A 26,997-nucleotide genomic window follows, 5' to 3' on the forward strand; every position below is an offset into this window, starting at 1 on the left:
CCTTTTCTAAAATTCGTTGTAGATAAAGCCACCCTGACCTTGACCAAGGTAACTAAAGAAATAAAGTAGGGCTAGGAAAATGGCGAAATACAAGACCGTCTGCCCGATAAATTTATAAAGTGTTTTATGTTTCATAAGTTTCACTCTTCATTTTGATTGTTACTCACTATTTTACCATTTTTTATACCAAGTAAGCAATCTTAAACATAGTGAGAATGTGGTAGAAAACGTTATCATTTCAGATCATTCAAGCCGTTTAACGAAAGCATTTTTCTTTAATCAGTTTTCTGGTTGAAATCCTATTCTATTTTACATTACCTTGATGAATCATGGGTCATAGACGACATCTTCAAAAATAGCAGTCTTTTTCATAAGGGATTCCTTCAATTTTTTAGAAACAGTATACCACTTTTTCTTAAAAAGTTCTTAAAACCCTAAAAAACTATCCTAAAGTAGGATAGCAGTTATAAATTCTTTCTTTTCTTCGCTTTCTTTGTCAGAGCTACATCACAATTTTCAATCTTGCTAATCAATAGATTGGCAAGGGCAAAATCATCGATGTTCGATTCCATATTTACCTCATAGTTCAAGGTCAGTTGTTCTCCAGCTTGGGCCGTTGTGACAGAAATAAAGTCAATTTCTGAACAACTTTGGTCCAACAACTGGCTGATTTGTTCTGCAACAGAATCTTGTTTTAAGACGGTAATGGTCAAATGACGGCGCCGTTGATGATCTGCCTTACTCTGTTTGTTCTCTAATACCAGCCACACTCCTAGTAAAGAAAGGGTTGATAAAATGGCCAATAAAAGATAGCCCGAACCCGCCGCCAATCCTATAATCATGGCAAGAAAAATCGCAATCAACTCTCTCGAACCACTCGTAGCTGACCGGAAACGGATCAAACTAAAGGTCCCTGCCACTGCAATCGAGGTTCCCAAACTTCCATTGACCAAAAAGATCACTAAGGTCATCATAGAAGGAAGCAAGGTCAAACTAATGACAAACTCTCGAGTGTAAAGTGTTCGGTATTTATAGGTCCAAGATAGGGCCATCCCTAGAAAGAGGCTGACCAAAAGGGCCAACAGTAAGCGCACCGGATCCACTGTCGCTGTGGCATTATTAAAAATAGAATCAAATAGATTAGACATAAGCAGCACCTACCGTTTCTTCCACTGGTCTTGGGGCATAATCCAATCCTTGTGATTTATGATAAGCACAGCTATATTTTGAAAATTTCTGCTTGACCAAACCATACTTCTCTAAAATATCCTTTAACCATTGAGGTTCTTGTCCGGGAGCCTTAATTTCCATGATCACGAAGTCATCCTCTAACAAAGGTTCTCCTTTCTTCCCATGAAAAAGACTAACAGCTTGATCACGAAAGACTAAGTTTTGATCGATTGTCACGCGAATTTTCTGATAAGGATAACCCTGAATGGATTTCTTTTCTTTGAGAGACAAGCGATCATAGTAAATGAACATCCGTGGTTCCAACCGATGACCATAGCGTTTGCGCAATCTCTGAATCTCTTGCACTAAGTCTGGATCTTGTATCTGATGATCTACTGTCCCATCTGTCATCAAGTTGATAATGGCTTGTGAAGTAGCGACTAGACGGAATTTATGGCCAATTCCTTCTTCATCTTTTGACTTCACCTCTAGAAATACCGGACTGTCTGCTTGAGGTGTTTCTATATAAGTCCGCATACGTATTTTTTCACGGCGGTGTTGTTTCGCAAGAGCATCTTGAATAACCTCAAAATTTTCCGTATCAAAATAAATGTTTGAAATAGTTGAAGTTGGACAATCATCTTCTACGACGTATTTTTTTAAGTCTTTGATCAAGTCTTTTACGTCATCTTTTGCGACGATATATTTTGTTTCGATTCGTTTAAAACTTGTCTCAATTGTTTTTTTCATGTTTCTACTCCTTTAAGGGGGGATATTGCTTCTAATCTTCAGTAAGTATGGATACGACTTACGTGTTTTCTAGTTTAATGGGACTTTCTTAACTGGTCATTAAGCCAAACTTAAAGAAAACTAAAGTTAAGATTCCTTTCAGAAAAACTTTAGGAAACTTTCAGCTAGCAACTTTAGACTAGGAGCATATCAATTGAACGAGAGGAAAAGCTCATGAAATCAAACAAATGGAAATTTTTATTAACGGGGGCCGCAACCCTCACCCTACTAACAGCGTGTAGCCAAGCATCATCTCAATCAGCTACAACAAACGCAACAACAACTGCTTCTAGTGTCTCAAAGAAAACGACTAAAACCAAGCAATCTGACTATTTTACCGAAAAAGATTCAGACACCTCTTATGATGAAAGTAAAGCCTCTACTGTAAAACTATCTGGATCTTCTGCAAATGTATCAGGTGACGGCGTAGCTGTATCTGGATCAACTGTGACCATCTCAAAGGCTGGAACCTATGTCATCTCTGGTGAATCCGATGGGGTTCAAATCAAGGTCGAAGCAGGTGACTCAGATGATGTTCACATCGTCTTGAAAGGCGTTACCATGACCAACACCAACGCGCCAATTTCTGCTACGAAAGCCGGGCATGTCTACCTGACTCTAGCGGATGGCACGACCAATACCTTGTCTGATTCAAGCTCCAACACTGATGAAGATGCCGATGCGGTGATCTTCTCTAAGGGCGACCTCACCATCAATGGTTCAGGTACGCTCAACATTGACGCCAAGAAGAACAACGGGATCAAGGCCAATGACACTCTCCATATCACAGGTGGAACCTATAAGATCACGGCTGTAGGAGATGCCTTCAACGTCAATGACGAACTCAATATCACTGGTACGACCATGACCATCGATGCAGATGAAGATGCCGTCAAGGTGGATAATGATGACGATACTTCGGTCGGAACCATGTACCTTTCAGATAACAAAACGACCATCACCGCAGGAGACGACGGAATCCATGCTTCTGGTGATCTGATCATCGATAGTGGAACCTACAAGGTAACAGAGTCTGTCGAAGGTCTCGAAGCAAAATCGATCACCATCAACGGCGGAGATATCACCATCTATGCAACTGATGATGGTGTCAATGCTGCCAATGCTAATGCTAACCAAGATGAAATTTTCTTCACTATGAATGGCGGAACCCTTAATGTTGAAGTTGGCCAAGGGGATACCGATCCAATTGATTCGAATGGAAATATCACCGTTACCGGAGGAACCATTAAATTAACGGGACAATCTGGATTCGACTTTGATGGTACTGCTACCTACACTGGCGGAGACATCTATATCAACGGTGAAAAACAAACGGAAATTGTCAACTCCATGCCTGGAGGCGGTGGGGCTCCAGGTGGTGGCGGACCTCAAGGCGGTGGACCTGGAGGTGGGCATCCATAATAACAAATAAAGGCAGGATTTCTTCCTGACCTTTTTTTGTTACCCTTTTTATGATAGAATAGAAAATCAATCAGCTTATCGAAAGGAACATGATGAAAAAACAGACACTCCCTCTTTTCTTCACACTCTTGCTGTCTCTTCTTTTTCTATCAGCCTGTGTGCCGGATCTTAAGATCAACTTTAAAAAAGAACCAACAACTACCAGCTCAAAAAAGAAAATCTTTAAAAAAAGTAGCTCGAGTCGTTCTAGCCACCCGATTCGTTCAACCAGTTCAAATAGCTCAAGCAACTCCTCTAGCTCTCCTTCAACTACTACGGAAACCACTTCTGACATCGTCACAACCGAAGGACTCCCTAGAAATGCTCAAGAAGCACCCAAAGATAAAATTTATGCAACAGGGAACCTAAAAGTGGCCTACTCTAGAAATGGCGATCATATTTTTGCCCAGACACCGGATTATGAAGGATATACCACTGCCCTTGTCCAAAAGATCCTTGGGAATCCAGAGAAACAACTAACAGACCCTGCTTATATTGCCGAATCTTTTGAAAATACCGAATTAGAAAATATTAAAGGGCTCTACCACGAGGGGAAAATCACAGGGGAACAAGCTCACGCCTTTTTGATGGGAGCTGTTGATCTCAAACAAGCTTCTAAATCCGGAGTAGACTATACCATTTACACCTATAAAAACAACACCATCCAACTGGTCTTTGAAAACGACCAACTTCTCTATATTACACCGAATCCCGATGTTGTCTTCTTTAAATGATGAACATTCTCGCTTAAACAAGCGAGAATTTTTGTTTCACATGAAACAAAAAACTCCCAACACATTCTGTTGGGAGTTCCTGAAGATTAGTCCTCTTCATATTTTTTTGGATTATAGAACCACATTCCGAGCCCTGCAAAAAGAGCAATAGTCATCAGAAGAAAGGCCACTTGATTTCCAATTTCTCCTGTCATCGAAATCGTTTGACGAAGACCAGAAACGGTATAGCTCATTGGCAAGAATGGATGAATGGCTTGGAAAAAGCCATTTGTCAAGGCAAGAGGATAGGTTCCTGCACTAGAAGCCAATTGTAAGAGCAAGAGGATCAAGGAAAGGAAAGCACCGACCTTTCTTTGCCATGTTGTTAAAGCGGTCACGATAGACATGAAGGCTACACTACCAATCACACAAAGGAAGAGGGTAGCCATTTCATGATTGGCTGATAAACCAATCAAGTGAACGGCACCATAGACCAAGACTCCTGCAACCACTGCAATTGTTCCGTTGACCTCAAAGCGAGATTTAAACCATGCCCAACGACTTTCAGGATGACGACCGGATGGCAATTTTGCAAAGATCATATTGGTTGACAAGGCACAAACAAAGAGTGCTACCGAGATCATATAAGGAGCCATTCCGACCCCATTTACAGGGACATTGTCATGGTCTGTTTTAGAGGTCGTGACAGGATTTGCTAAGGTTTTTGCGTTCTCTTTTTCAGTTGTCGCAGCATTCAATTGTCCCTTAGCATCGTTTAATCCTTGACTCAAGGTTTGGCTTCCTGTTGCTAATTCACCCAAACCGTTTGTCAATGTTTGACCACCTGCTGCTAATTTGCTGGATCCATCTGAGATTTGATTTGCACCGTCAGCTAGTTTATCAGCCCCCGTCACCAATTGACCTGATTTCTCTGTCAACTGGTTGACACCTGTGACAAGTTTATTGACACCACCTGCCAATTCTGGAGTTTTGCTGCTCAATTGTCCTACACCGTCAGCTAATTTTCCAGCTCCAGCAAGCAATTCACCAGACTTCCCTGTTAATTGGGTCGCTCCTGAAGCCAGTTGATTCATGCCTGATGTCAAGGCAGGCATCTTCCCGTTTAACTCACCTAGACCAGAAGCTAATTGATTGCTTCCTGCAAGTAATTCTGATGATTTACTATCTAGTTGGCCAACACCAGCTGCTAACTGACTAGCACCATCCGTTAAAGTGCTACTATTGGTCTGAAGTTGGGTTGCTCCACTAGCGATTTTATCAACACCAGCTGTATAAGCGCCGACCCCTTGACTGATGGTTTGGCTAGCTGGCAACAATTGTCCACTAACTGCGGATTGGATCTTAGACAAGCCACTTGACAAGTCTGTCAAGGTAGAAGAAGCTGTCGGTAAAACTTGATTGGCTGCAGTTTGCAACTGTGTCAAGTTATTTCCTGTATTCAAACTACTTTGGATCGTTTGGATCGTTGTCAAGATCCCTTGAGCTGCTGTTTCACTCGAGCTTGGACTTGATGAGATAGCCGCATTGATTTCTGCTTGTTGATCAGCTGTCATTGCTTGATAAGCTGCTGTCCCTTGTACACTTGCAAGGGCATTTGCACGATCTGCTTGGGCAGAAGAAAGGATCGCTTGGGCTGAATTCGCAATACTCGTCAATCCAGATGAAAGTTGACTGGTATCTACCGAAGCATTTTGAATCGCTGCATTTAATTGGTTCAAACCAGCTGCCAATTGATCAATCTGAGCTGATTGGCTTGTAGAAGCTTGTAGCTGACTTGATAATGTTTGAATACCTGATTCTAATTGAGAAACCCCATTTCGAAGAGTAGCGGATTGACTACTTAATTGACCCGCTCCCTCTGATAATGTAGCAACTCCATTTGTATAGGTCACTAAACCATTTGAAAAGTTAGATAGACCCGAATTCAATTGACGCACGCCATTGGTATAATTCCCAAGACCGTCATTGAGTGTCCCCATACCGCTGGTTAATCGACCAACTCCTGAAGCCAACTGAGGGGTTTGACTTGCCATTTGATTGAGACCATTTCCTAATCGATCCACTCCGGTAGCGTAAGCCATCAAGCCTGTATTAAAAGTACCAAACCCATTATTTAATTGATTGACTCCAGATACCAAGTTTGGAAGTTGACCAGCCATTTGATTAAGACCATTTCCTAATTGACCAACACCATCTGTATAGGCTGCTAGACCCGTACGAAGGGTGGTTGCACCATCTGAAAATGTTAAACTGGAACTAGCTAAGGTATTCAAATTAGTGGTCAGTGTTTGCCCACCGTTTTCCAACTTTGTTGCACCATCTGCTAATTTAGCACTTCCATCTGCCGCTGTCCCCATACCAGATTTAAGCGATCCCATTTTGGAAAATAAAGCTGTTGTATAAGTATTGGTCACTTTTTCAGCCACTGTCTGCTGCATTTTTGTCATCGCAGAGTCGCTCATTTTTCCTGCGATAAAACTATGACCACTGGACGTTTGGTAATCAATGGTCATCTGTTCTGGATGATTGGTTAGAATGGAGCTAGCTTTCTTTGAAAGATCCTCAGGCAGGGTTACAATCATATAATAATCGCCATTTTTGAGACCATCTTTCGCAGCTTTCTCATCTACAAAATGAAAATCAAGTGAGTCATTGTCCTTCAAATTGGACACCATGTCTTTCCCGATTTCCATTTTTTGTCCATTATATGTAGCAGATTGATCCTTATTGACAACCGCTACAGGAAGATCCGAAACCTGACCATATGGATCCCACATGGAAGATAGAAAAATAATATTATAAAGAGCTGGAATCAACGCAACTCCAATCATGACAATGATAAATGTTGGCTTTTTAAGAACAGCCTTCCATTCTTTCATCATATTTTTTGTCTCCTTTTTATACACAATGTCTAAATTTCTGATATAATAGATTATACAGTTTCTAGAAAATTTCACAAGTAGGAAATCTTGTTTTTTAGACACTGTGTATAATTTTGTGCAAAAAGGATGAACAGATGACTGAGAGCAATAAACGATTAAAAACAAAACGAAATATTGAGGAGGCGATGGTTCGACTACTCGAAAAGGAATCATTTGACCAAATCACAACGGTTGAGTTAGCACAAGAATCCGGCATTAGTCGCTCTAGCTTTTATACCCACTATCGAGACAAGTACGATATGATCGAGCGCTACCAACAAGCACTCTTTCACAAGCTTGAATATATCTTTGATAAACACCAAGACGACAAGCGCCAAGCGATTACAGAAGTGTTCGAATTTCTAACCAAGGAGCCACTCTTTGCGGTTCTTCTGACAGAGAATGGAACCAAGGAGATCCAAACCTTCTTAAGACATAAATTACAGATTCTTCTGGTTGATAGTTTGCAAGAGCGCTATAGTCATAAATCATTAACAGATATTGAAAGAGTCTACAGTTCTGTCTATCTGACCAATGCCTTCTTCGGAGTCTGTCAAATGTGGGTTTCTCGCGGAAAAAAAGAAAGCCCTCAACAAATGGCTGAATTTTTAATGAAAATGTTACGGTAATAGTCTCTCCTGATCTAGATAGATCAGGAGTTTTTTATTAGAAGGTTTCAGTTTTAAGAAAACAAAAAACTGTCTCATGTAATGAAACAGCTTTAGAAAATTTGTAACTGAACAAAGCCAGAAATCAACCCTTTAAGACAAAACAAAAAGCCCACTGTAGTAGGCTTTCTGTAAGGTATATCTTAAAATTAAAGCATCTTGTTGTAGAATTCAACGACAAGTGCTTCGTTGATTTCTGGGTTGATTTCATCACGTTCTGGAAGGCGAGTCAATGAACCTTCCAATTTTTCAGCATCGAATGATACGAATGCTGGACGTCCAACTGTAGCTTCAACAGCTTCAAGGATAGCTGGAACTTTAGCTGATTTTTCGCGAACTGAGATCACTTGACCTGGAGTTACGCGGTATGAAGGGATATCAACACGTTTTCCGTCAACAAGGATGTGACCGTGGTTAACGAATTGACGAGCTTGACGACGAGTAGTCGCAAGTCCAAGACGGTAAACAACGTTATCCAAACGACGTTCCAAAAGAAGCATGAAGTTGAAACCGACAGTTCCTTCTTTAACTTTAGTAGCTTGTACGAACAAGTTACGGAATTGTTTTTCACCAAGTCCGTAAGAGAAACGAAGTTTTTGTTTTTCAGCTAATTGCAAACCGTATTCTGACAATTTTGAACGGTTGTTTGGTCCGTGTTGACCTGGTACGTAGTTACGACGTGCCAATTCTTTACCTGTACCTGTAAGTGACAAGCCAAGACGGCGAGATTGTTTCCAAGATGGTCCTGTATAACGTGACATTTAAAATGTCCTCCTATAAAAATAATTTTTTGTAGGAAATAACGCTTTAGACAAACCTGATTCGTTCAGAAAGCCTTCGCCCAAACAGCAAAGGTTACTTTTCTAGCTGACTTCCTGTTGACGAGCTTCATTTTGTCCTGCTGTCATTTCGCACAAATTCTATTCTATCACGGAATAGAAACTTTGTAAAGTCCTTCAAAACAATTTCAATGAAATTCAGACAATAATTCTATGATTCGTTTTTTATATTGCAATTGTTGCCAGTCTCTATCCGTTGCTGGATCCCATTTTAAAAGAAGATCTGCAATAATTTCACCGGGATTATGATTCAAGATATAGACCCGATCACTCAATGTCAAAGCTTCTTCGATACTATGAGTGATCACCAGAGTGGTGAGACCAAGACGTTCCTTACTTTCTAAATACCAGTGATAAAGATCCTGCCTTGTCAATTCATCTAAGGCACTAAAAGCTTCATCTAATAGGAAGACAGAATGACCCAGAAGATAGGTTCTCAATAGCGCCACCCGTTGCCGCATCCCCCCACTCAAAGCATTGGGATAAAGGTTGGCGATACTTCCCAATTTAAATTCATCTAACAATTTTAGAGCTGTAGATGTTGCATCTTCCTTAGGAATCTTTTTTAATTGAAGGGGAAGAATAATATTTCCCAATACTGTCTTATGTTCTAACAAAAGATCCTTTTGTAGCATATAGCTGACTTTTCCAAAGGAGATCGGAGCATTATCTACTTCTATGGTACCCTTTTGTAAGGGAAGGATCCCAGCAATTAAATTAAACAAGGTTGATTTCCCTACCCCACTCGGACCCAAAATAGAGACAATTTCTCCTTTTTGCACTTCTAGTGATACATTGTTTAAAACTGCTTTATCTCCAAAAGAGAAACTTACATCTTTTACGGTTAAAATATCAGTCACCTACCAATTCATTTGTGAAACCTTTGTCTTCTAAGTCATTTGAAACCAATCCTTGCTCTTTTGCCCAAGCATAAAAAGCATTCCAACGCTTGGAGTCAAACTGCCCCCATTTATCCTTGTCTGAAGCATATTGACTAGAAAGATATTTTTGGGAAGCTAGTACAAAATCACGCTGGTTAGCTAAGGCAGGGGCCTGTTTAATCAAGATATCCGCAGCTTCTTTTGGATGCTCTATAGCATATTGGTAGCCTTTTTTCACCGCTTGAATGAATTTTTTTGCTTCCTCTTTATGAGATTTCAAATAGTCATTGTTAGCAATAATAACAGGCGAATAGTAGTCAAATGCAGGAACAAAATCTTTCATATAGAAGAAATTGGTCTTCATTCCCTTTTGCTCAGCCAAAATTCCATCCCAACCGTGATAAATCCAAGCAGCATCAAAGACCTTATTTTCAATCGGAGTAATGGAATTTGAATCACTATTTGGAACCAATTTTACTTGATTAAAATCAGCCCCTTCTTTTTTCATCATCGATTTGATCATTTCCAACTCAATCGGATCATTCCAGGTACCATACTTCTTACCAACCAAATCTTTTGGACTTGTGATCGCTGCATCTTTTCTTGAAATAATCCCTGACGTATTGTGTTCGACAATAGCTGCAACAGCGGTAATACCCGCACCTTTATCCAATTTCTTGGCCATAGAATCTTGGAAATAAATTCCAAATGGAGCTTTCCCATTGATAATCAAATCAGAACTACTGTCTTCCGGCGGAAGTTTTATATCTACATCCAGTCCTGCATCTTTAAAGTACCCTTTTTCCTTAGCTACATAGAGACCCGTATGATTGGTATTCGGGGTCCAATCTAGAATAAAATCAATCTTTTTCAAATCGCTTGACGATTGCTTGACAGAATTTTGACAAGCACTCAAGAAAACAAATCCCAATATTATTGAGAAAAATAAACCTATTGACTTTTTCATTAGCTATACCTCTTTTACATTTTTGTCAATTTAATTTTTACACCATTTACAAGTTTGTCAATCCTTTCTCCATTTTAGAATGTTTTTTTCTAATTGGTCAACGAGAAACATACCGAGTAAACTAATAGCAGAAATCAATACAATGATCGCAAACATCGTATCATACTGAAATAACTTCTTCGACTGGATCATATAGACCCCCAATCCATCAAAACCTCCTAACCATTCTGAAACTACCGTACTGATAAAAGCATAGGAAACGCTCACACGTAAACCTGCGAAAAAATAAGGAAGCGCTGCAGGAATTTTATAATGGACTAAAGTCTGAAAGCGATTGGCTTGCATAATCTGAAACAATCTCAGAATATCTTGATCGCAATGCCGAAAACCATCTAACAGACTGACTACGATGGGAAATACCACCGTAATAATGATCAAAACTAGTTTTGGAAGCATACCATAACCAAACCAAAGAACCAGGATGGGGGCCAAGGCAATCGTCGGAATGGTTTGAATAACAACCATAAAAGGATAGACCAGATCATTCACCCATTGAAAACTATCCATGAGAATCGCAAAGCCAGCAGCAAGAAGAACCCCTATAACAAGTCCGATCAAGGCCACTTGAAGGGTAGACAAACTGTGATGAATCAGGAGAGCTCGATCTCGTACAAAGGCATTCCCAATTTCAAGTGGCGTTGGTAATACAAATTTGGGGAGGATATTTAAAAATCCTGCTAGCTGCCATAAGACAAGAAGGCTGCTAAAACCTGCAAATCCTATCAACTGTTTTGAATATCTTTTTACAAGAGACATCGTAACCTCCTTTCTCACAAATAAAAAACGCCTCCAAAATAGGAGACGGATTGCACAAGGTCACTCATAACGAAAAATACATTTCATTTGTTTCCTACGCTGGCATTACCCAGATCAGGTGCGGTCGAAGCTTACACTTCCTCTCAGACTGTACACAGACTCCCATATGTATTTATTATAATAACTGATTTAGACGATAAAAGCAAGAAATTAATCCAAATAACGAATTAAATTTTTCTCTGTTAAAATATCTGAATAGGTGTAAGACTCCACGTATGTATTGGCTGGTTCACCTGGTAAGCTACTGTCGTTCGTATACTCGATAATAAATAAAGAAGGATAGACCTCAATCAAGCGTCCAAATTTATTTTTTTGACGTTTCCGTCCATTTTCAAGTGTCATTTCAACCACTTGTCCTTCATGAGCCTTGATCTCTTCTTTAATTTTTTTCATTTTTGCAACATCTGTAAATGCATCACTCATCTTATTGATCCTCTCTCTTTGAAATACTTGAGAATTTATTGTATTCCTTCTGGAATATTAATTCGACTGTCCCACGCGCACCTGAACGGTTTTTCTCAATAATCACTTCAACCGTATTATTGGGCATTCCATCTTCTTCCTCTTCACCAGCTCGATCATAATAATCATCACGGTACAAGAAAGCAACAATATCCGCATCCTGCTCAATCGATCCAGATTCACGAATATCAGAAAGAACAGGACGTTTGTCTTGGCGCTGTTCCACACCACGTGATAGCTGACTCAAAGCAATAACGGGAACTTTTAGTTCCTTAGCCAAAATCTTTAACTGACGAGAAATTTCTGAAACTTCCTGTTGACGGTTTTCTCTTCCAGTCCCTGTAATCAGCTGCAGGTAGTCAATCAGAATAAGACCGAGATTCCCTGTTTCCTGCGCTAATTTTCTTGCTCTCGAACGAATCTCAGTGATCCGAATTCCCGGGGTATCATCGATGTAAATACTCGCATTGGCCAAATTTCCTTGAGCAATGGCATATTTCCGCCACTCTTCATCCGTCAATTGACCTGTACGAATCGAATGGGATTCAATCAAACCTTCAGCTGCTAACATCCGGTCAACCAAACTTTCAGCACCCATTTCTAATGAGAAAATAGCCACTGTCTTATCCAACTTTGTACCGATATTTTGAGCAATATTGAGAGCAAAGGCTGTTTTCCCTACTGCAGGACGAGCCGCTAAAATAATCAACTCTTCCTCATGTAGCCCCGTCGTCATATGGTCCAAATCGCGATAGCCTGTCGCAATACCCGTAATATCAGAGGTTTGAAGCGAGCGGGCTTCCAAGCTACCAAAATTTATATTCAAGATGTCTCGAATATTTTTAAATCCACTACGATTTGCGTTTTCACTAACATCAATCAGAGCTTTTTCAGCACCCGCAATGATTTCATCTGAAGGACTTGCGCCATCATAAGCTTGATTAATACTTTCCGTTAATCGAGAGATCAATCGACGTAAGACAGCTTTTTCGGCAACAATCTTCGCGTAATACTCTGCGTTAGCTGAAGTTGGTACCGAATTAATGACTTCTACCAAATAGGAGAGACCGCCAATATTTTGGAGATCCCCCTGACTATCTAAAATATTTCGAACAGTCGTCGCATCAATCGCATCCCCGCGGTCAGCTAGATCGATCATGGCTTTAAAAATCAAACGGTGCGAGTACTTAAAGAAATCGCCAGGCTCGATATATTCACGAACAAAGACCAATTTCCCCTCATCAATAAAGATGGCTCCCAACACTGATTGCTCCGCTTGGATATCCTGAGGTTGTGTTCGTAATTCCTCTATCTCAGCCATAAAAAAACCTTTCTATCGATCGTGTTTATCCTTCGTTTACACGAATATTAATCACACCTGTAACATCTTGATAAATTTTTACAGGGACGTCAATCAAACCTGTTGAACGAATTGGAGAGGAAACTTGGATATGACGTTTATCAATTTTAATGCCAAATTGTTTCTCAAGCTCTTCTGCAATCTTTTTATTGGTAATAGAGCCGAAAGTACGGCCATCTGGCCCAATTTTTTCCGTGAATTGAACAACAGTTGCTTCTTCTTCTAATTTTGCTTTAATCTTTTGCGCTTCCGCTAACAATTCAGCATGCGCTTTTTCTTCTGACTTTTGCTTTCCACGAAGTTCACCGATTGCTTGGGCATTGGCTTCTTTCGCAAGATTTTTCTTGATCAAAAAGTTTTGTGCATAACCAGTAGGTACTTCTTTAATTTCGCCTTTTTTACCTTTACCTTTTACATCCGCTAAGAAAATAACTTTCATTCTACATTCTCCTTTTCAATAGTTACTTCGTTTTCAATAGTCTCAATCAGTTGTTGACGAATACTCATCAAATCTTGACCCTCAATTTGAGAAGCTGCCGAGTTGAAATGACCTCCTCCGCCAAGCTGTTCCATGATACGCTGTACATTGACTTTGCTTCGACTTCGTGCAGAAATCGAGACAGTCCCACTTTGATTACAAGCAATGACAAAGGTTGCTTCCACCTCAGACATGGCTAGCATACTATCAGCTGCTTTACTAATAGTTACTGAATCATAGGCTTTAGTCGTATTGGCACAAGCTACGATGATATGCGGCAAAATCTTTTCACCAGTCAAGATCAGTTCATTCACTTCGCGGTACTCGTCAAACTGAATCGCAGAGATCTCCTGAATGGCTACACTATCACTACCTCTTGAGCGAAGGTAACTCGCCACATCAAAGGTCCGACTCGTAACCCGTGCGGAGAAGTTCTTAGTATCCAGCATGATCCCAGCCATCAAGACACTAGCTTGAATCTTCGTCAACCGATTTTTCTTCGACTTCTGGAACTGAATCAGTTCACTAACCAATTCACTCGCACTACTTGCTCCACTTTCAATATAGGTAATCAGAACATTTTCAGGGAAATCATCATCCCGACGGTGATGGTCAATGACAATAATCTGTTGAAATTTCTGATAAAACTCTTTTGAAAGAGTCAAGGCTGTCTTAGAATGGTCAACCATAATTAACAAAGAGCGATCCGTCACCATTTGCATGGCTTCCTCTAGGGGAAGGATTTTCGTTACCTGCTCTTCTTCTAGTTTCGCAATTGCTCTTGAAATATCACTAGCCATTGCATGCGGGTCATAGACCACATAAGAGGAAGCCAAAATATTGCTAGAGAAAAACTGCATTCCCACAGACGCTCCTAAAGCGTCCATATCCAAGTTTCTATGTCCAACAATGAAGACTTGATCAACGGATTTAATCTTATCCAAAATAGCTGTCATCATAGCGCGTGTGCGAGTCCGCGTCCGCTTCACAGCAGAAGCTGTTCCACCACCAAAGAAAATAGGGTTTTTCTGTTCATCGTTTTCTTTGACTACTGCTTGATCCCCACCACGAACTTCCGCAAGATTTAGGTTCAAGAGAGCCACTTTACCAATCTCATCATGCTCCCCGTCACCGTAAGAGAATCCCATACTTAAGGTAATAGGTAGCTCACGCTTTTTAGCTTCTTCACGGAATTGATCGATGACTGAAAATTTTGATTCCATCAACTGTTCCAAGACCGTGTAGTCTGTAAACAAATAGAAACGATCCATCCCCACACGTCTGTAAAACATATGGTAATGAGCTGTAAACTCTTCTACAAAGTTGGCAATAAAACTATTGATATTGCTAATATCAGAGTCTGAAATGACATCTTCTAGATCATCATAGTTATCAACAGAAATAATACCGATAACGGGACGAGTTGTCACCAATCCCACAGTTGCTTCATACTCACTTGAAACATCAAAAAAGTAAACAACACTAGACGTCTGATCAAAGTAAACGGAATATTTCTTATCGGCTACAGTGACATAATGTCCTTTATCCTCAAACAGAGTATTGAGTAACTTTTTCAATGATTCAACATCAAAGTCCCCATCATCTGTTGAAAAAATCAATTCAGCATAAGGGTTGAACCACTCTACTTCATTTGACTCTTCATTAATTTTAATAACTCCAACAGGCATTTTATCAAGAAGAGATGCTAGCCCGCTTTCTGCCTGATGGTTAACATATTGTATTTGTTCTAATTCATCTAACTCTGAAATTTGTAACTGGTATTCAAATAAAGCAATCAATCCAGCTAAGACTAAAAAAATTGCAATGAGAGTTACATAGCCTTTGCCAAAGATTCTTAAAAAAATTGCTAAAATTGCAAATGAAATAAAACCAATTAACACATAATGGATGAACGATAAACGAAATTTTTTCATCATAAACCTCTTCTCGGAATTATACCATAAATAGAGGCAAAAAGCGAGGTTTCTCTCTATATTACAGAGAAGATCGACCTGTAAAAGCTCTTCCTCGGCTTCACTACTTTGTAAACAAGGTTTACAACTGTGTAAATAGTAACAACAGATTTCAATCCATAAAATTGAGGCTGAAACATCATCTCAGCCCCATTTTATTAGTGGTCTGCTTTGTTTTTGGAGATACTCCGAGATTTACCTTCCAAGTAAACCATTAAAATAGAGATATCCGCTGGATTGACACCTGAGATACGACTTGCTTGACCAATCGTTTCTGGATTAATTAATTTAAATTTTTGACGCGCTTCGGTTGCGATGGAGTCAATATCATCCCAGTCAATATTGGCAGGGATTCGTTTTTCTTCCATACGCTTCATTTTTTCGACTTGGTCCATTGCTTTTGAAATATAGCCTTCGTATTTAATTTCAGTTTCAATCAATTCAATGATTTTATCATCCAGTTCTTCAGCTGCAGGACCGATAAATTCTACCACATCTTGGTAAGAGACTTCTGGTCTTCGCAAGAATTCTTTAGCAGTGACAGCATCTGTCAATGGTTTAAAGCCCATTGCAGCAACCTTCTCATTGGTTTCCTTTACAGGCTTTAACTTAATGCTATCCAAACGCTTCATCTCGTTTTCAAACTGATACTTCTTGGTTTCGAAACGTTGCCAACGTTCATCATCTACCAATCCAATTGCTCGTCCCATTTCTGTCAAGCGCATATCTGCATTGTCATGACGCAAAATCAGACGGTATTCTGCACGGCTTGTTAACAAACGATACGGTTCGATCGTTCCCTTTGTTACCAAATCATCGATCATGACCCCAATATAACCATCACTGCGTTTCAAAATGAGTTCCGGTTTTCCTTGGATTTTTAGAGCCGCATTGATCCCTGCAATAATTCCTTGACCAGCGGCCTCCTCATAGCCTGATGTTCCATTGGTTTGACCAGCTGTAAAGAGACCTGAAATTTTCTTGGTTTCCAAAGTTGCGCGTAATTGATGAGGCAAAACCATATCATACTCAATCGCATAACCCGTTCGCATCATTTCTGCCTTCTCAAGTCCCTTAATAGAATGGACGAGTTCCCGTTGAACATCCTCTGGTAAACTCGTTGACAGTCCTTGAACATAGACTTCTTCTGTATTTCGTCCCTCAGGTTCTAAGAATAGTTGATGACGTTCTTTGTCAGCAAAACGGACAATTTTATCCTCAATGGATGGACAATAGCGAGGACCTACTCCCTTTACAACCCCTGTAAACATAGGAGCCCGGTGTAAATTATTCTGGATAATTTCATGGCTATGCCCATTCGTGTAAGTCAACCAACAAGGAACCTGATCCTTTACATAATCTTCATCACGCGATGTATAAGAAAAATGATTTGGAGCTTCATCTCCAGGTTGAATTTCCGTTTCGTCATAGTTAATTGACGATGCCTTTACACGAGGTGGCGTCCCTGTTTTGAAACGACCAATTTCTAATCCTAGCTGTTTGAGATTATCGGCCAAATTGATAGAAGCTAGACTATGATTAGGTCCTGACGAATACTTGAGATCTCCAATGATAATTTCTCCGCGTAAAGCTGTCCCAGTAGTGACAATAACAGCCTTTGCCCCATACTCTTGGTGAGTCGCAGTCCTTACACCAACAACCTTACCATTCTCCACCAAAATCTCATCAATCATAGTTTGACGAAGAGTTAAATTTTCTTGGTTTTCAACCGTTTTCCGCATTTCTTTTGAGTAAAGTTCTTTGTCTGCTTGAGCCCGAAGTGCACGAACCGCAGGACCTTTACCAGTATTGAGCATTTTCATTTGGATGTAGGTCTTGTCGATGTTCTTCGCCATTTCTCCACCGAGAGCATCGACTTCACGCACAACAATCCCCTTAGCAGAACCACCAATAGAGGGATTACAAGGCATAAAAGCCAGCATTTCAATGTTAATAGTCGCAAGTAAGACCTTACAACCCATACGGCTAGCAGCTAGAGAGGCTTCTACTCCCGCATGCCCCGCACCGATTACAATGATATCGTATTCTTCTATAAAGTTATAATTCATTCTATTTCTCCTATTTCTCAAGATGGATGTGTCGTAATTTTCCGTCCCAGTCTGGTAAGGCTGATTTTAAAAAAGCCGGTTTCAGGTCAACAGTATGTAAATCATCTAAAGCAATCCAACGACAAGGTAATCGCTTTGTATCTTCCTGCATGACCAAAGGTGCATCTTCCAGCAAGTCCACAAAATAATGAAATTCAATGTTATGGTAGTGGATTCCAGCTTGTTCAAAGTGATTTTCAACCACGAAAGCTAGTGGACCTGCTTTAGATGTAACACCAAGTTCCTCTTTGACTTCCCGAACTACGGCATCTTCTGTAGTTTCATTGACTTGAATAGCACCTCCGATTGTATAACAGCCGTCCTCATCTTCTATGACGAACAAGCGATTATCTTTTACAATCAAAGCAGTCGCTCTCACACCAAAAACAGTAGAACCTATTTTCGTCCGAAAATCCTGTTGCCTCATTTTACTTCCTTTCGAAATCACACAAAAATAGTCAAAACTCTGAGAAGTGCAGGACAAAAAAGCCTACAACATCCATGAGCTTTGACCATCATGACTATTGTTAAAGTTATTTATCAAATCAAATCGTTTTGTCAATGCAAATCACTGTTTGAGCAAGGTCTGCACACTGACGATAATCATCTGTATTCCTATCGAGAATAGTAAAAGTCCCATCATTTTCGTTATAATTTTCATCAAATTTTCTCCCAAGAAGCCTGCAATTTGTTTTGCACTTCTTAACAGGAGATAAGTGATGACACATAGTAGAGCAAAAGCAACTACGGTTATCAGTTGATTCTGCAAACCTCCATTAGCCAGACTTAAAGCAGTTGTAATTGTACCTGGTCCTGCAAAAAGTGGCATTGCAAGAGGAGAAATAGCAATAGACATTGGATCTGAATTTACTGCTTGCTGCTCCATTCCTTTATAGCTAGGTGAATGATTACCATTAATCATATGATAACCGATAACGGCCACTAATATTCCACCAGCAATTCTGAAAGAAACAATTGTAATTCCAAATACTTTAAAAATGAAATCTCCTGAAAAGATAAAAACAGTTACAATAACAAAGGCAATCAAAAGACTCCTAAAAGCAATTTTTCGTGAAATTTTTTGACTATCATCTGCTACTAAAGCCATGTAAGCAGGAAGATTTGAAATTGGGTTCATTATAGCGAAAAATGCCATAAATGCATAAAAAAATTGAGAACTCATCGCTTTTACTTAGCTCCTTAACTCCAGTTAGATATACTGACAAACTTTTCCATCCCGATAAGCATTGTCAATCAAGCCACCGCCTAGACACTCTTCACCGTCATAAAAAACAACAGCTTGTCCTGGTGTAATGGCTCGTTGAGGTTCTGCGAAAATCACTTCTGCCTTGTCACCTTTAACGTGTACAGTCACCTTGGAGTCAGGCTGGCGATAGCGGAACTTGGCTGTACACTCTAGTGTAAACTCTTCCGGCATATCCCGTGTAAAGTGAACTTGACTAGCTTGTAAACTTGTTGACATGAGTGCTTCATGATAGAATCCTTGTCCGACATACAGAATATTTTGACTCAGATCTTTACCAACGACAAACCAGGGGGCATTGTCTCCACCTTGTTGGCCACCAATTCCAAGACCACCTCGCTGACCGATCGTATAATACATCAAACCGGCATGTTCGCCCATATCCCGTCCATCTACGGTCATCATTCGGCCTGGCTGAGCAGGGAGGTAGTTCCCTAGAAACTCTTTGAAATTCTTTTCTCCAATAAAGCAGATCCCAGTGGAATCTTTCTTTTTAGCTGTTGCCAATCCAGCCTCTTCAGCCAACCGGCGAACCTCAGGTTTTTCCAAATGTCCCAACGGGAACATGGTTTTTTGAAGTTGTTCTTGTGACAACTGGCTTAGGAAATAAGTTTGATCCTTCCCGTTGTCAACACCGCGTAGCATATGAACAATGCCATCCTCATCACGCGCCACGCGCGCATAGTGCCCTGTCGCTACATAATCAGCACCGAGTGTCATAGCATAATCTAAAAAGGCCTTAAATTTGATTTCCTTATTACACATGACATCCGGATTTGGTGTTCGACCAGCTCGGTATTCAGCAAGAAAATATTCAAAGACACGATCCCAGTATTCTTTCTCAAAGTTGACAGAATAGTAAGGAATGCCAATTTGGTCTGCAACCGCTGCTACATCTTTGTAATCTTCTGTAGCTGTACAGACGCCATTTTCGTCTGTGTCGTCCCAGTTTTTCATGAAGATGCCGATGACATCGTAACCCTGTTGCTTTAATAATAAAGCTGTTACAGATGAATCCACACCACCACTCATACCAACAACAACACGTGTTTTCGAGTTATCACTCATAGATTTCTCCCATCTTTTCGTTTCTCACGATTGAAGGTCGTGGTTTGCTTCAACGATTGAAGGTCGTTTTGAGCAGTTACCATTTTAACACGCTTTATATTAGAAAACAAGCATCTTACTATTCTTTTTGTTGATCAGGATCGATGGGTTTACAAGTCTGTAAATTAAAAAAGAGTCCTATTCAAGAACTCTTTTTAAACGAATTTAATACCAGCCATTTGCCAACCAGAAATTTTTAGCTGCTGACCATGATCCATAACGGTTGACAACATATTGATTGGCCACTTTTTCCTGGTTTGCAGGTGATAAATCACCATTCAAATAAGTGATAGTCAATTGGTAACGACCATAATATTGGCCATTTTGTGCTGTATAACTACCACTTGACTCTTTTTGGGCAATCCATTCCTTAGCAGCCGCATCTTCCGCACTCAAGCCATCTGAAGCAGAGACAGTAGTTGTTGCTTGTGTAGTATCCGTTTTACTAGCAGGAGCTTGCTCCGTGGTTTTCTGCGTTGTATTTGCATCTTCAATTTCAAGAACTTGACCAACTGAGATGAGATTCACGTTACTAATCTTATTTTTCTTAGCAATTGCATCAACCGTTGTGTTCTTCTCTTTAGCAATAGCTGATAAAGTATCACCTGATTTTACAGTATAAGAATCTGCATTCGCTACAATTGGAAGGAAAAGTCCTGCAAGTAAACTAAGTCCAATAATTCGTTTCATCATTTGTTTTTTATTCATTATTATATACTCCTTTATTGGTATACCTCTATACTACACAAGAAATATTTCATATTTATTGAAATAATGTGTCAAATATTTCAGTCAGATGTTAGAAATACTAAAAATCCAGGATAATATAAATGCTTTAAGCCCCCTTTAAGATTTCTCAGATATTTCGGGAAAAATAGAAGAAATCATCAGCCATATCTGATATAATGAAGTAAAGTGATCACAAAGGAGCAGAGCATGAACTCTTTAAAATTCCAATCAGTTTTTGATATTATTGGACCTGTGATGATCGGCCCATCCAGTAGCCACACTGCAGGCGCTGTTCGAATTGGTAAAATTGTTTCTTCTATCTTTGGAGAGGAGCCAAAAGAAGTTGAGTTCCAATTATTTAATTCTTTCGCCAAAACCTATCGTGGTCATGGAACAGATTTAGCCTTAGTAGCGGGCATCTTAGGAATGGACACAGATGATCCTAGAATCCCAGATAGTCTAAAAATTGCACATGAACGAGGCATTCGGATTGTTTGGTCTATTCAAAAAGAAAGCAATGCTCCTCACCCAAACACAACGACTATTACTGTTAAAAATGATCATAAAACGATTTCTGTCACTGGAATCTCAATTGGTGGTGGGAACATACAGGTTACTGAGTTAAATGGCTTTGCTATCTCGCTAAATATGAATACTCCAACCATTATCATTGTTCACCAGGACGTCCCTGGAATGATCGCCCATGTGACAGAAGCTCTTTCTCGCTATGATATTAATATTGCACAAATGAATGTAACACGGGAAAAAGCTGGAGAAAAAGCGATTATGATTATAGAAGTTGACTCAAGGAGTTGTGAAGCAGCGATCGACGATATCCGTAAAATTCCTCATCTTCATAATGTCAACTTTTTCAAATAAGGAGTTCATATGTTTTATTCAATTGTAGACCTCGTAGAACAAGCAAGCACGCAATACGAAGGAAACGTCGCAGAGTTAATGATTGCAACTGAATTTGAACTAACTGGTCGTGAACGAGAAGAAGTCCTACGATTAATGACCCGTAATTTAGAAGTGATGATTGATTCTGTAAAGTTAGGGTTAAATGAAAACCACTCTCGTAGTGGGTTAACCGGTGGGGATGCCGCAAAATTAGATCGCTATATCAAATCAGGAAAAACGTTATCTGACTTGACCGTCCTAACCGCAGCGAAGAATGCTATTGCTGTAAACGAACACAATGCTAAGATGGGACTGGTCTGCGCAACACCCACTGCAGGATCTGCTGGCTGCCTCCCCGCAGTTCTCACTGCAGCTACCCAAAAATTAGGGTTAAACCGTCAGCAACAATTAGATTTTCTACTGACAGCTGGAGCTTTTGGTTTAGTCATCGCAAATAATGCTTCTATTTCAGGTGCAGAAGGTGGTTGTCAAGCAGAAGTTGGTTCTGCTTCAGCTATGAGTGCGGCAGCATTGACACTAGCTGCTGGGGGAACTCCTTATCAAGCGAGTCAGGCAGTCTGTTTTGTCATCAAAAACATGCTTGGTCTCATTTGTGATCCAGTAGCAGGACTCGTGGAAGTTCCATGTGTCAAACGAAACGCAATGGGAGCCAGCTATGCCTTCATTGCTGCTGATATGGCCTTAGCAGGTATTGAATCAAAAATACCTGTTGATGAAGTGATTGACGCCATGTACCAAGTTGGATCTAGTCTTCCGACTGCCTTTAGAGAAACAGCTGAAGGAGGATTGGCAGCAACACCAACCGGACGTAGATTACAAAAAGAGATATTTGGAGAATAGCATGCAAGCCTTATTTTTTGACTTAGACGGAACATTAGTTGACAGTTCCAAGGGAATTACAGAGAGTTTTCAACATACATTCGATACTTTGAAGGTTCCTCAACCCGATCTCAAAACCATCCGTAGTTTTATGGGACCACCTTTGATTTCTAGTTTTGAAGCTACCCTTCCTGAAACTTTGGTAGATCAAGCCGTAACTATCTATCGCCAGTATTATCATGAAAAAGGTCAATACAAATCAACTCTGTTTCCTCAGATAGTAGAAGCTTTGAAAGCATTACATGACGAAAACATTCCTCTTTATGTAACCACTTCAAAACATGAACCAGTTGCTTTACAGATGTGTCAAGATTTAGGTATCGCTAAATACTTTAAAGGAATTTATGGATCAAATTCAGATCGTATCCACAAAGCCGATGTCATTCGATACGCCTTGTCAATCAATGACCTTCCAAAAGAGGAGACAGTGATTATTGGAGACACAAAATTTGACCTCATTGGAGGTCAAGCAGTTGGCATAAAAACCATGGCCGTCACTTGGGGATTTGGAGATCTTGATGAGCTACTTCTTTACTCACCAGATTTTATTTGTCACTCTCCACTTGACATTCTTGAGACATTAAAAAAATAGGTTTACAAATTGTAAACCTATTTTTTTAATAACCCCAAGCTGACAAACCTTGTGAGCTATATGCATTGTATGCAGCCTGGATTTGATCATCAACTGTTGCAGTTGAACCCCAACCTGGCATTGTTTGGAACAAGCCACTGGCACCAGAAGCATTTGCTGCATTTACTTGACCATTTGATTCACGGGCAATAATTGCTTCCCAAGTAGAAGCAGGTACACCAGTCATTTCAGCCATACGAGCAGCTGCATAAGATCCTTGTTCTCCAGCAGTATTCCCATTTGATAGAACAATTCCACCATTTGTTGATTGTGCAGAAGTCACTGCAGCATTTGCTGCATAAGTTGTTTGTTTTTGAGCAGTTTGTGCTGTTGCAGTTGCTGTAGGTGCACTTTCAGCAGGTTTTGCTTGCTCTTGTGGAGCAACTTTATCAATCATAGATTTTGAACGCTCACCTAACTCAATAATTTGTCCTGCATAAATCAAATCTTCATTGGTCAGATTGTTAGATGCAATAATATTTTCTACTGAAGTGTTATTTTCTAGTGCAATTTTTGATAGAGTATCTCCAGACTTCACTTCGTAAGTTTCAGCATTCACTGTAGCAATACCTGAAATGAAAAGTGATGCTGCTGAAAGTAGGGAAGTGACTGTCCATTGGAACTTTTTACTGTTCATGAATTCTATTCTCCTTTCGAACATAATTCTATCATACACACAAAATGTTACAGTTTATTGTAGAATATATTACAAATGTTACAAGAATATGTGAATTTAATGTAAAAAGCGCTTTGTATAGCGCTTTTTCCTTATTTTTGAACCAATACAACTAGCTCTATCCATTTTTTAGATAAAAAACTATCAACATGAGGCACAGAATAACGAGCAATGCCAGGGTATCTTTTACTCCCCACTGCAGAGTCCGATAGCGTGTTCGTCCCTCACTGCCTTTGTACCCTCTCGCTTCCATCGCAATTGCTAATGCATCTGCGCGTTTAAAACTAGAAGCAAATAGAGGAATGAGGATCGGAATAAAGGAACGGATCCTTTTTAATAGATTTCCCTCACCAAAATCAACACCACGTGCCCTTTGCGCATTCATGATTCGATTCGTATCATCTACTAAGGTTGGAACAAAGCGCAAACTCATAGATAGCATTAACCCAATCTCATGAGCCGGAACCTTAATAATTTTTAGTGGGGTAAGGATCTTTTCAACAGCATCTGCTAAACTCAATGGTGTCGTCGTCACGGTTAAAATCGTCGAATAAAAAATGATTAAAATAAATCTACAAAATATGATGGCGGCTTGCATCAATCCTTGGTCGGTTAATTTAAAAAACCACCATTGGTACAAAATAGTTCCTTGAGAGGTCGCAAATAATTGAAAAATGGTTGTAAAAGCAATGATAAAAATCATTGATTTTAAACCTTTAATATAAAAACTAACCGAAATCCTCGTTAGATACATTAAAACAAAAATAAAACCAAAGAGAAGAACATTTGTCTGGATATTATTTGCCCAAAACAGAAGAAATATGAATAAAAACATTGAGAGCAACTTCCCACGAGGATCTAGTTGGTGGATAATGGAGTTTCCAGGAATATACCTTCCTAAAATCATATTATTCATGAAGTAACAGCTCCTTTAGTTCCTCAATTTTGATTGGTAGTCTGTCCAGAGGAAGTCCTCTTCGTTTCAATTGAAGAGCAAAATTCGTAATTTGTGGGACTCCTAATTGAAGTTTTTGTAAATACTCAACCTGTTGAAACACTTCCCCTGGGGATCCGTTTAGGACAAGTTTTCCCGCTTCTAAAGCAAATACGGTATCAGCAAAATTTGCTACATCATCCATCGTATGAGTTACCAGAACTAGAGTCATCCCATTTTTATGTAATGTTTCAAACAGCGCCATCAATTCCTTTCTTCCAGCAGGATCTAGCCCTGCTGTTGGCTCGTCCAATACTAAAATCTCTGGTTCAATAGCTAAAATACCCGCGATCGCAACCCGTCTCATTTGTCCACCAGATAGTTCAAATGGACTTTTATCATAGATAGACTCTTCTAAACCAACGATCGCTAATTTTTCTTTGGCTATTTCCTCCGCTTTGTCCTTAGGTACCCCAAAATTTTGTGGTCCAAAGGCTACATCAGCTAGAACAGTTTCCGCAAATAGCTGACTTTCTGAAAATTGAAAAACCAAACCAACCTTTTTTCTCAGGTACTTCATTTCTTTTGGCTCAGAATGATTATCTAAAACAAAATCTTCAAATTGAATCGTTCCTTTAGTCGGACGCAGTAAACCATTTAGTAATTGCAACAAAGTAGACTTGCCACTACCAGTATGCCCAATGATGGCTGTATAAGATCCATCTTTTATTTCCAAACTAATATCAGAAAGCGCCTGCCCTTCAAAAGGACTTCCCTCTTGATAAGTATAATAGACATTCTTTAAAGAGATTCCCATAGTTGGTCTAATAACTCACTTTCTGTTAGATAATCCTGTTTTAGCGGAAAATGCGAGCTGAGAGATTCTTGAACCTGCTTACTAAAAGGCTTATCTAGTCCAATCTCATTGAGGTCATTTCTTGAAAACAATTCCCGCGGCGTCATAGAAGACTCTAGTTTTCCTTTTTGAAACACGAGCGTTCGATCACTTAAGGCAATTTCGGTTAAATCATGGGTAATGGAGATAATTGTTAATTGAAATTTTTTCTGAAGTTCTCTCATTATCGCCATTAGGTCCTCTCTGCCTTCTGGATCTAACATACTAGTTGCTTCATCAAGGATAATAATAGTTGGTCTCAAAGCGATAATACCCGCTATGGCCACTCGTTGCTTTTGACCACCTGACAAACGAGATGGTTCGCGATCTTTAAACTCCAGCATACCGACTTGCTCAATAGCTTTCTCCACACGTTGAAGCATTTCTTCCCGTGGAATTCCTTGATTTTCTAAACCAAAGGCAACATCATCTTCTACTGTCGCACCAACAAATTGGTTGTCAGGGTTCTGAAATACAATCCCAATTTTACTACGGATTTCCCATATAGTTTCACGAGTCAGTTGTTTTCCATCAACGTAAATCTCACCAGACTCAGCTTCCAAAAGGCCATCAATCAGGCGTACAACTGTAGATTTCCCACTACCATTGTGTCCAACAATCGAAAGCCACTCTCCTTGTTTCACGTGAAACGAAACCGTGTCAATTTGATACTCTTCTACTGTTTTATCGTATCTAAAGGATACATTTTTTAACTCAATCATCTGTTTCATTTATTTGAATGTGTCTTTAAAGAGATAGCTACTTCCTTTAAAGTAGTCGTAACCAGAATAAATTGTGAAAATCAATGCGATATAAAGTAACACTTGCCCAGGAAGAGTCCAATGGCAAAGCAAAAAGATAATGGCAAACATTTGGCTAAAGGTCTTAATTTTTCCTGGCATAGCTGCAGCCAAAACTGTACCACCTGTCTCAACAAGTAGAAGACGCAAACCAGTGACAGCTAACTCACGACAAATGATGACGGCTGCAATCCAAGCAGGAACCATTTTTAATTCAATCATCATAATAAAGGCTGACATGACCAATAATTTATCTGCCATTGGATCGGCAAATTTACCAAAATTACTAACTACATTCCATTTTCGTGCAAGAAAGCCATCTAAATAATCTGTAATACTAGCAATTGCAAAAATAACTGCCGCTACAATATGTCCTAAGTAAGAGTGACTTAAACTTAAAATAGCAATAAAAATAGGAATCATTACAACCCGAATTAATGTCAATGCATTAGGAATATTTTCTTTTTTCATACT

Annotated in this window: 28 protein-coding genes and 1 riboswitch; of the genes, 6 read left to right on the plus strand and 22 right to left on the minus strand. The window is 39.7% G+C overall.

Going from position 1 to position 26,997, the window contains the following annotated elements; genetic code table 11:
* Positions 1-6 precede the first annotated feature (6 nt).
* The 3 genes from HMPREF2917_RS06970 to HMPREF2917_RS06980 all read right to left on the minus strand — a co-directional run bounded on the left by HMPREF2917_RS06970 (position 7) and on the right by HMPREF2917_RS06980 (position 1,920).
* Positions 7-135, minus strand: a complete 129-nt coding sequence (locus HMPREF2917_RS06970) for a teichoic acid D-Ala incorporation-associated protein DltX (protein ID WP_003002102.1) — start codon at positions 133-135, stop codon at positions 7-9.
* Between the two features lie 329 nt (positions 136-464).
* Positions 465-1,148 carry a DUF4956 domain-containing protein gene (locus tag HMPREF2917_RS06975; protein ID WP_070589854.1) on the minus strand — a complete coding sequence of 228 codons (684 nt, stop codon included), beginning with the start codon at positions 1,146-1,148 and terminating at the stop codon, positions 465-467.
* Positions 1,141-1,920 (minus strand): polyphosphate polymerase domain-containing protein, encoded by a 780-nt coding sequence (locus tag HMPREF2917_RS06980; protein ID WP_070589857.1) that lies wholly within the window; start codon positions 1,918-1,920, stop codon positions 1,141-1,143. Before HMPREF2917_RS06980 ends, HMPREF2917_RS06975 begins: the two co-directional genes overlap by 8 nt.
* 213 nt (positions 1,921-2,133) lie before the next feature.
* Here HMPREF2917_RS06980 and HMPREF2917_RS06985 point away from each other — a divergent pair, with 213 nt between their 5' ends.
* A complete protein-coding gene (locus HMPREF2917_RS06985) occupies positions 2,134-3,381 on the plus strand; it encodes a carbohydrate-binding domain-containing protein (RefSeq protein WP_070589858.1) in 1,248 nt (415 codons plus the stop codon).
* An 89-nt stretch (positions 3,382-3,470) separates the two neighbouring features.
* Entirely contained in the window at positions 3,471-4,154 is a 684-nt protein-coding gene (locus tag HMPREF2917_RS06990) for a DUF4947 domain-containing protein (protein WP_083307677.1), read from the plus strand.
* An 86-nt stretch (positions 4,155-4,240) separates the two neighbouring features.
* Here HMPREF2917_RS06990 and HMPREF2917_RS06995 read toward each other — a convergent pair whose 3' ends face one another.
* Positions 4,241-7,036, minus strand: coding sequence for a YhgE/Pip domain-containing protein (locus HMPREF2917_RS06995; RefSeq protein ID WP_070589862.1), 2,796 nt, complete (start codon positions 7,034-7,036; stop codon positions 4,241-4,243).
* A 134-nt stretch (positions 7,037-7,170) separates the two neighbouring features.
* Between HMPREF2917_RS06995 and HMPREF2917_RS07000 the strand changes: the two genes are divergently transcribed.
* A complete protein-coding gene (locus tag HMPREF2917_RS07000; RefSeq protein WP_003001962.1) occupies positions 7,171-7,704 on the plus strand; it encodes a TetR/AcrR family transcriptional regulator in 534 nt (177 codons plus the stop codon).
* 188 nt (positions 7,705-7,892) lie between these two features.
* On the opposite strand, the gene rpsD is transcribed toward HMPREF2917_RS07000, so the two are convergent.
* The 13 genes from rpsD to HMPREF2917_RS07065 form a co-directional block, all read right to left on the minus strand.
* Complete coding sequence (gene rpsD / locus HMPREF2917_RS07005; protein ID WP_070589864.1) at positions 7,893-8,504, minus strand: 30S ribosomal protein S4; 612 nt, start codon at positions 8,502-8,504, stop codon at positions 7,893-7,895.
* A 206-nt stretch (positions 8,505-8,710) separates the two neighbouring features.
* The gene (locus tag HMPREF2917_RS07010) at positions 8,711-9,442 is read right to left on the minus strand and encodes an ABC transporter ATP-binding protein (protein ID WP_070589866.1); all 732 of its coding nucleotides are present in this window, start codon (positions 9,440-9,442) and stop codon (positions 8,711-8,713) included.
* A complete protein-coding gene (locus tag HMPREF2917_RS07015; protein ID WP_070589867.1) occupies positions 9,435-10,430 on the minus strand; it encodes an ABC transporter substrate-binding protein in 996 nt (331 codons plus the stop codon). Before HMPREF2917_RS07015 ends, HMPREF2917_RS07010 begins: the two co-directional genes overlap by 8 nt.
* Positions 10,431-10,487: 57 nt before the next feature.
* Complete coding sequence (locus tag HMPREF2917_RS07020; protein WP_070589870.1) at positions 10,488-11,246, minus strand: ABC transporter permease; 759 nt, start codon at positions 11,244-11,246, stop codon at positions 10,488-10,490.
* 74 nt (positions 11,247-11,320) lie between these two features.
* A riboswitch (TPP riboswitch) is annotated at positions 11,321-11,422 on the minus strand.
* Positions 11,423-11,456: 34 nt separating this feature from the next.
* A complete protein-coding gene (locus tag HMPREF2917_RS07025) occupies positions 11,457-11,729 on the minus strand; it encodes a Veg family protein (RefSeq protein ID WP_070589872.1) in 273 nt (90 codons plus the stop codon).
* A 1-nt stretch (position 11,730) separates the two neighbouring features.
* A complete protein-coding gene (dnaB, locus tag HMPREF2917_RS07030) occupies positions 11,731-13,089 on the minus strand; it encodes a replicative DNA helicase (protein ID WP_014714093.1) in 1,359 nt (452 codons plus the stop codon).
* Between the two features lie 25 nt (positions 13,090-13,114).
* Complete coding sequence (gene rplI, locus HMPREF2917_RS07035) at positions 13,115-13,567, minus strand: 50S ribosomal protein L9 (RefSeq protein ID WP_003002156.1); 453 nt, start codon at positions 13,565-13,567, stop codon at positions 13,115-13,117.
* Positions 13,564-15,543 (minus strand): DHH family phosphoesterase, encoded by a 1,980-nt coding sequence (locus HMPREF2917_RS07040; protein ID WP_083307678.1) that lies wholly within the window; start codon positions 15,541-15,543, stop codon positions 13,564-13,566. The genes rplI and HMPREF2917_RS07040 overlap by 4 nt, the downstream gene beginning before the upstream one ends.
* A gap of 194 nt (positions 15,544-15,737) precedes the next feature.
* Entirely contained in the window at positions 15,738-17,648 is a 1,911-nt protein-coding gene (gene mnmG, locus HMPREF2917_RS07045; RefSeq protein ID WP_070589878.1) for a tRNA uridine-5-carboxymethylaminomethyl(34) synthesis enzyme MnmG, read from the minus strand.
* Positions 17,649-17,658: 10 nt separating this feature from the next.
* Positions 17,659-18,114 carry an NUDIX hydrolase gene (locus HMPREF2917_RS07050; protein ID WP_070589880.1) on the minus strand — a complete coding sequence of 152 codons (456 nt, stop codon included), beginning with the start codon at positions 18,112-18,114 and terminating at the stop codon, positions 17,659-17,661.
* Between the two features lie 141 nt (positions 18,115-18,255).
* On the minus strand, positions 18,256-18,870 hold the full coding sequence (locus tag HMPREF2917_RS07055) for a MarC family protein (protein WP_002894248.1): 615 nt from the start codon (positions 18,868-18,870) through the stop codon (positions 18,256-18,258).
* A 27-nt stretch (positions 18,871-18,897) separates the two neighbouring features.
* A complete protein-coding gene (gene mnmA / locus HMPREF2917_RS07060) occupies positions 18,898-20,019 on the minus strand; it encodes a tRNA 2-thiouridine(34) synthase MnmA (protein ID WP_070589883.1) in 1,122 nt (373 codons plus the stop codon).
* Positions 20,020-20,223: 204 nt separating this feature from the next.
* Positions 20,224-20,766, minus strand: a complete 543-nt coding sequence (locus HMPREF2917_RS07065; protein WP_003009194.1) for an aggregation-promoting factor — start codon at positions 20,764-20,766, stop codon at positions 20,224-20,226.
* A gap of 228 nt (positions 20,767-20,994) precedes the next feature.
* On the opposite strand from HMPREF2917_RS07065, the gene sdaAB reads away from it, so the two are divergent.
* The 3 genes from sdaAB to HMPREF2917_RS07080 are packed head-to-tail and all read left to right on the plus strand — an operon-like array spanning position 20,995 to position 23,179.
* Entirely contained in the window at positions 20,995-21,666 is a 672-nt protein-coding gene (gene sdaAB / locus HMPREF2917_RS07070) for an L-serine ammonia-lyase, iron-sulfur-dependent subunit beta (protein ID WP_023919982.1), read from the plus strand.
* A 9-nt stretch (positions 21,667-21,675) separates the two neighbouring features.
* Positions 21,676-22,548: an L-serine ammonia-lyase, iron-sulfur-dependent, subunit alpha gene (gene sdaAA, locus HMPREF2917_RS07075; protein WP_003002222.1), complete on the plus strand. Its 873-nt coding sequence runs from the start codon at positions 21,676-21,678 to the stop codon at positions 22,546-22,548.
* A gap of 1 nt (position 22,549) precedes the next feature.
* Positions 22,550-23,179, plus strand: coding sequence for an HAD hydrolase-like protein (locus HMPREF2917_RS07080; protein WP_070589885.1), 630 nt, complete (start codon positions 22,550-22,552; stop codon positions 23,177-23,179).
* Between the two features lie 25 nt (positions 23,180-23,204).
* On the opposite strand, the gene HMPREF2917_RS07085 is transcribed toward HMPREF2917_RS07080, so the two are convergent.
* From HMPREF2917_RS07085 to pgsA, 5 genes are all read right to left on the minus strand, one after another.
* Complete coding sequence (locus HMPREF2917_RS07085; RefSeq protein ID WP_003002250.1) at positions 23,205-23,855, minus strand: LysM peptidoglycan-binding domain-containing protein; 651 nt, start codon at positions 23,853-23,855, stop codon at positions 23,205-23,207.
* Between the two features lie 157 nt (positions 23,856-24,012).
* Positions 24,013-24,810 carry an energy-coupling factor transporter transmembrane component T family protein gene (locus HMPREF2917_RS07090; protein ID WP_003009203.1) on the minus strand — a complete coding sequence of 266 codons (798 nt, stop codon included), beginning with the start codon at positions 24,808-24,810 and terminating at the stop codon, positions 24,013-24,015.
* The gene (locus HMPREF2917_RS07095; protein ID WP_070589887.1) at positions 24,803-25,645 is read right to left on the minus strand and encodes an energy-coupling factor transporter ATPase; all 843 of its coding nucleotides are present in this window, start codon (positions 25,643-25,645) and stop codon (positions 24,803-24,805) included. Before HMPREF2917_RS07095 ends, HMPREF2917_RS07090 begins: the two co-directional genes overlap by 8 nt.
* Entirely contained in the window at positions 25,630-26,454 is an 825-nt protein-coding gene (locus tag HMPREF2917_RS07100; RefSeq protein ID WP_070589889.1) for an energy-coupling factor ABC transporter ATP-binding protein, read from the minus strand. The genes HMPREF2917_RS07095 and HMPREF2917_RS07100 overlap by 16 nt, the downstream gene beginning before the upstream one ends.
* Positions 26,455-26,994 (minus strand): CDP-diacylglycerol--glycerol-3-phosphate 3-phosphatidyltransferase, encoded by a 540-nt coding sequence (pgsA, locus tag HMPREF2917_RS07105; protein ID WP_003009208.1) that lies wholly within the window; start codon positions 26,992-26,994, stop codon positions 26,455-26,457.
* Positions 26,995-26,997 lie beyond the last annotated feature (3 nt).

Source organism: Streptococcus sp. HMSC061E03, from assembly GCF_001813505.1.
GTDB lineage: Bacteria > Bacillota > Bacilli > Lactobacillales > Streptococcaceae > Streptococcus.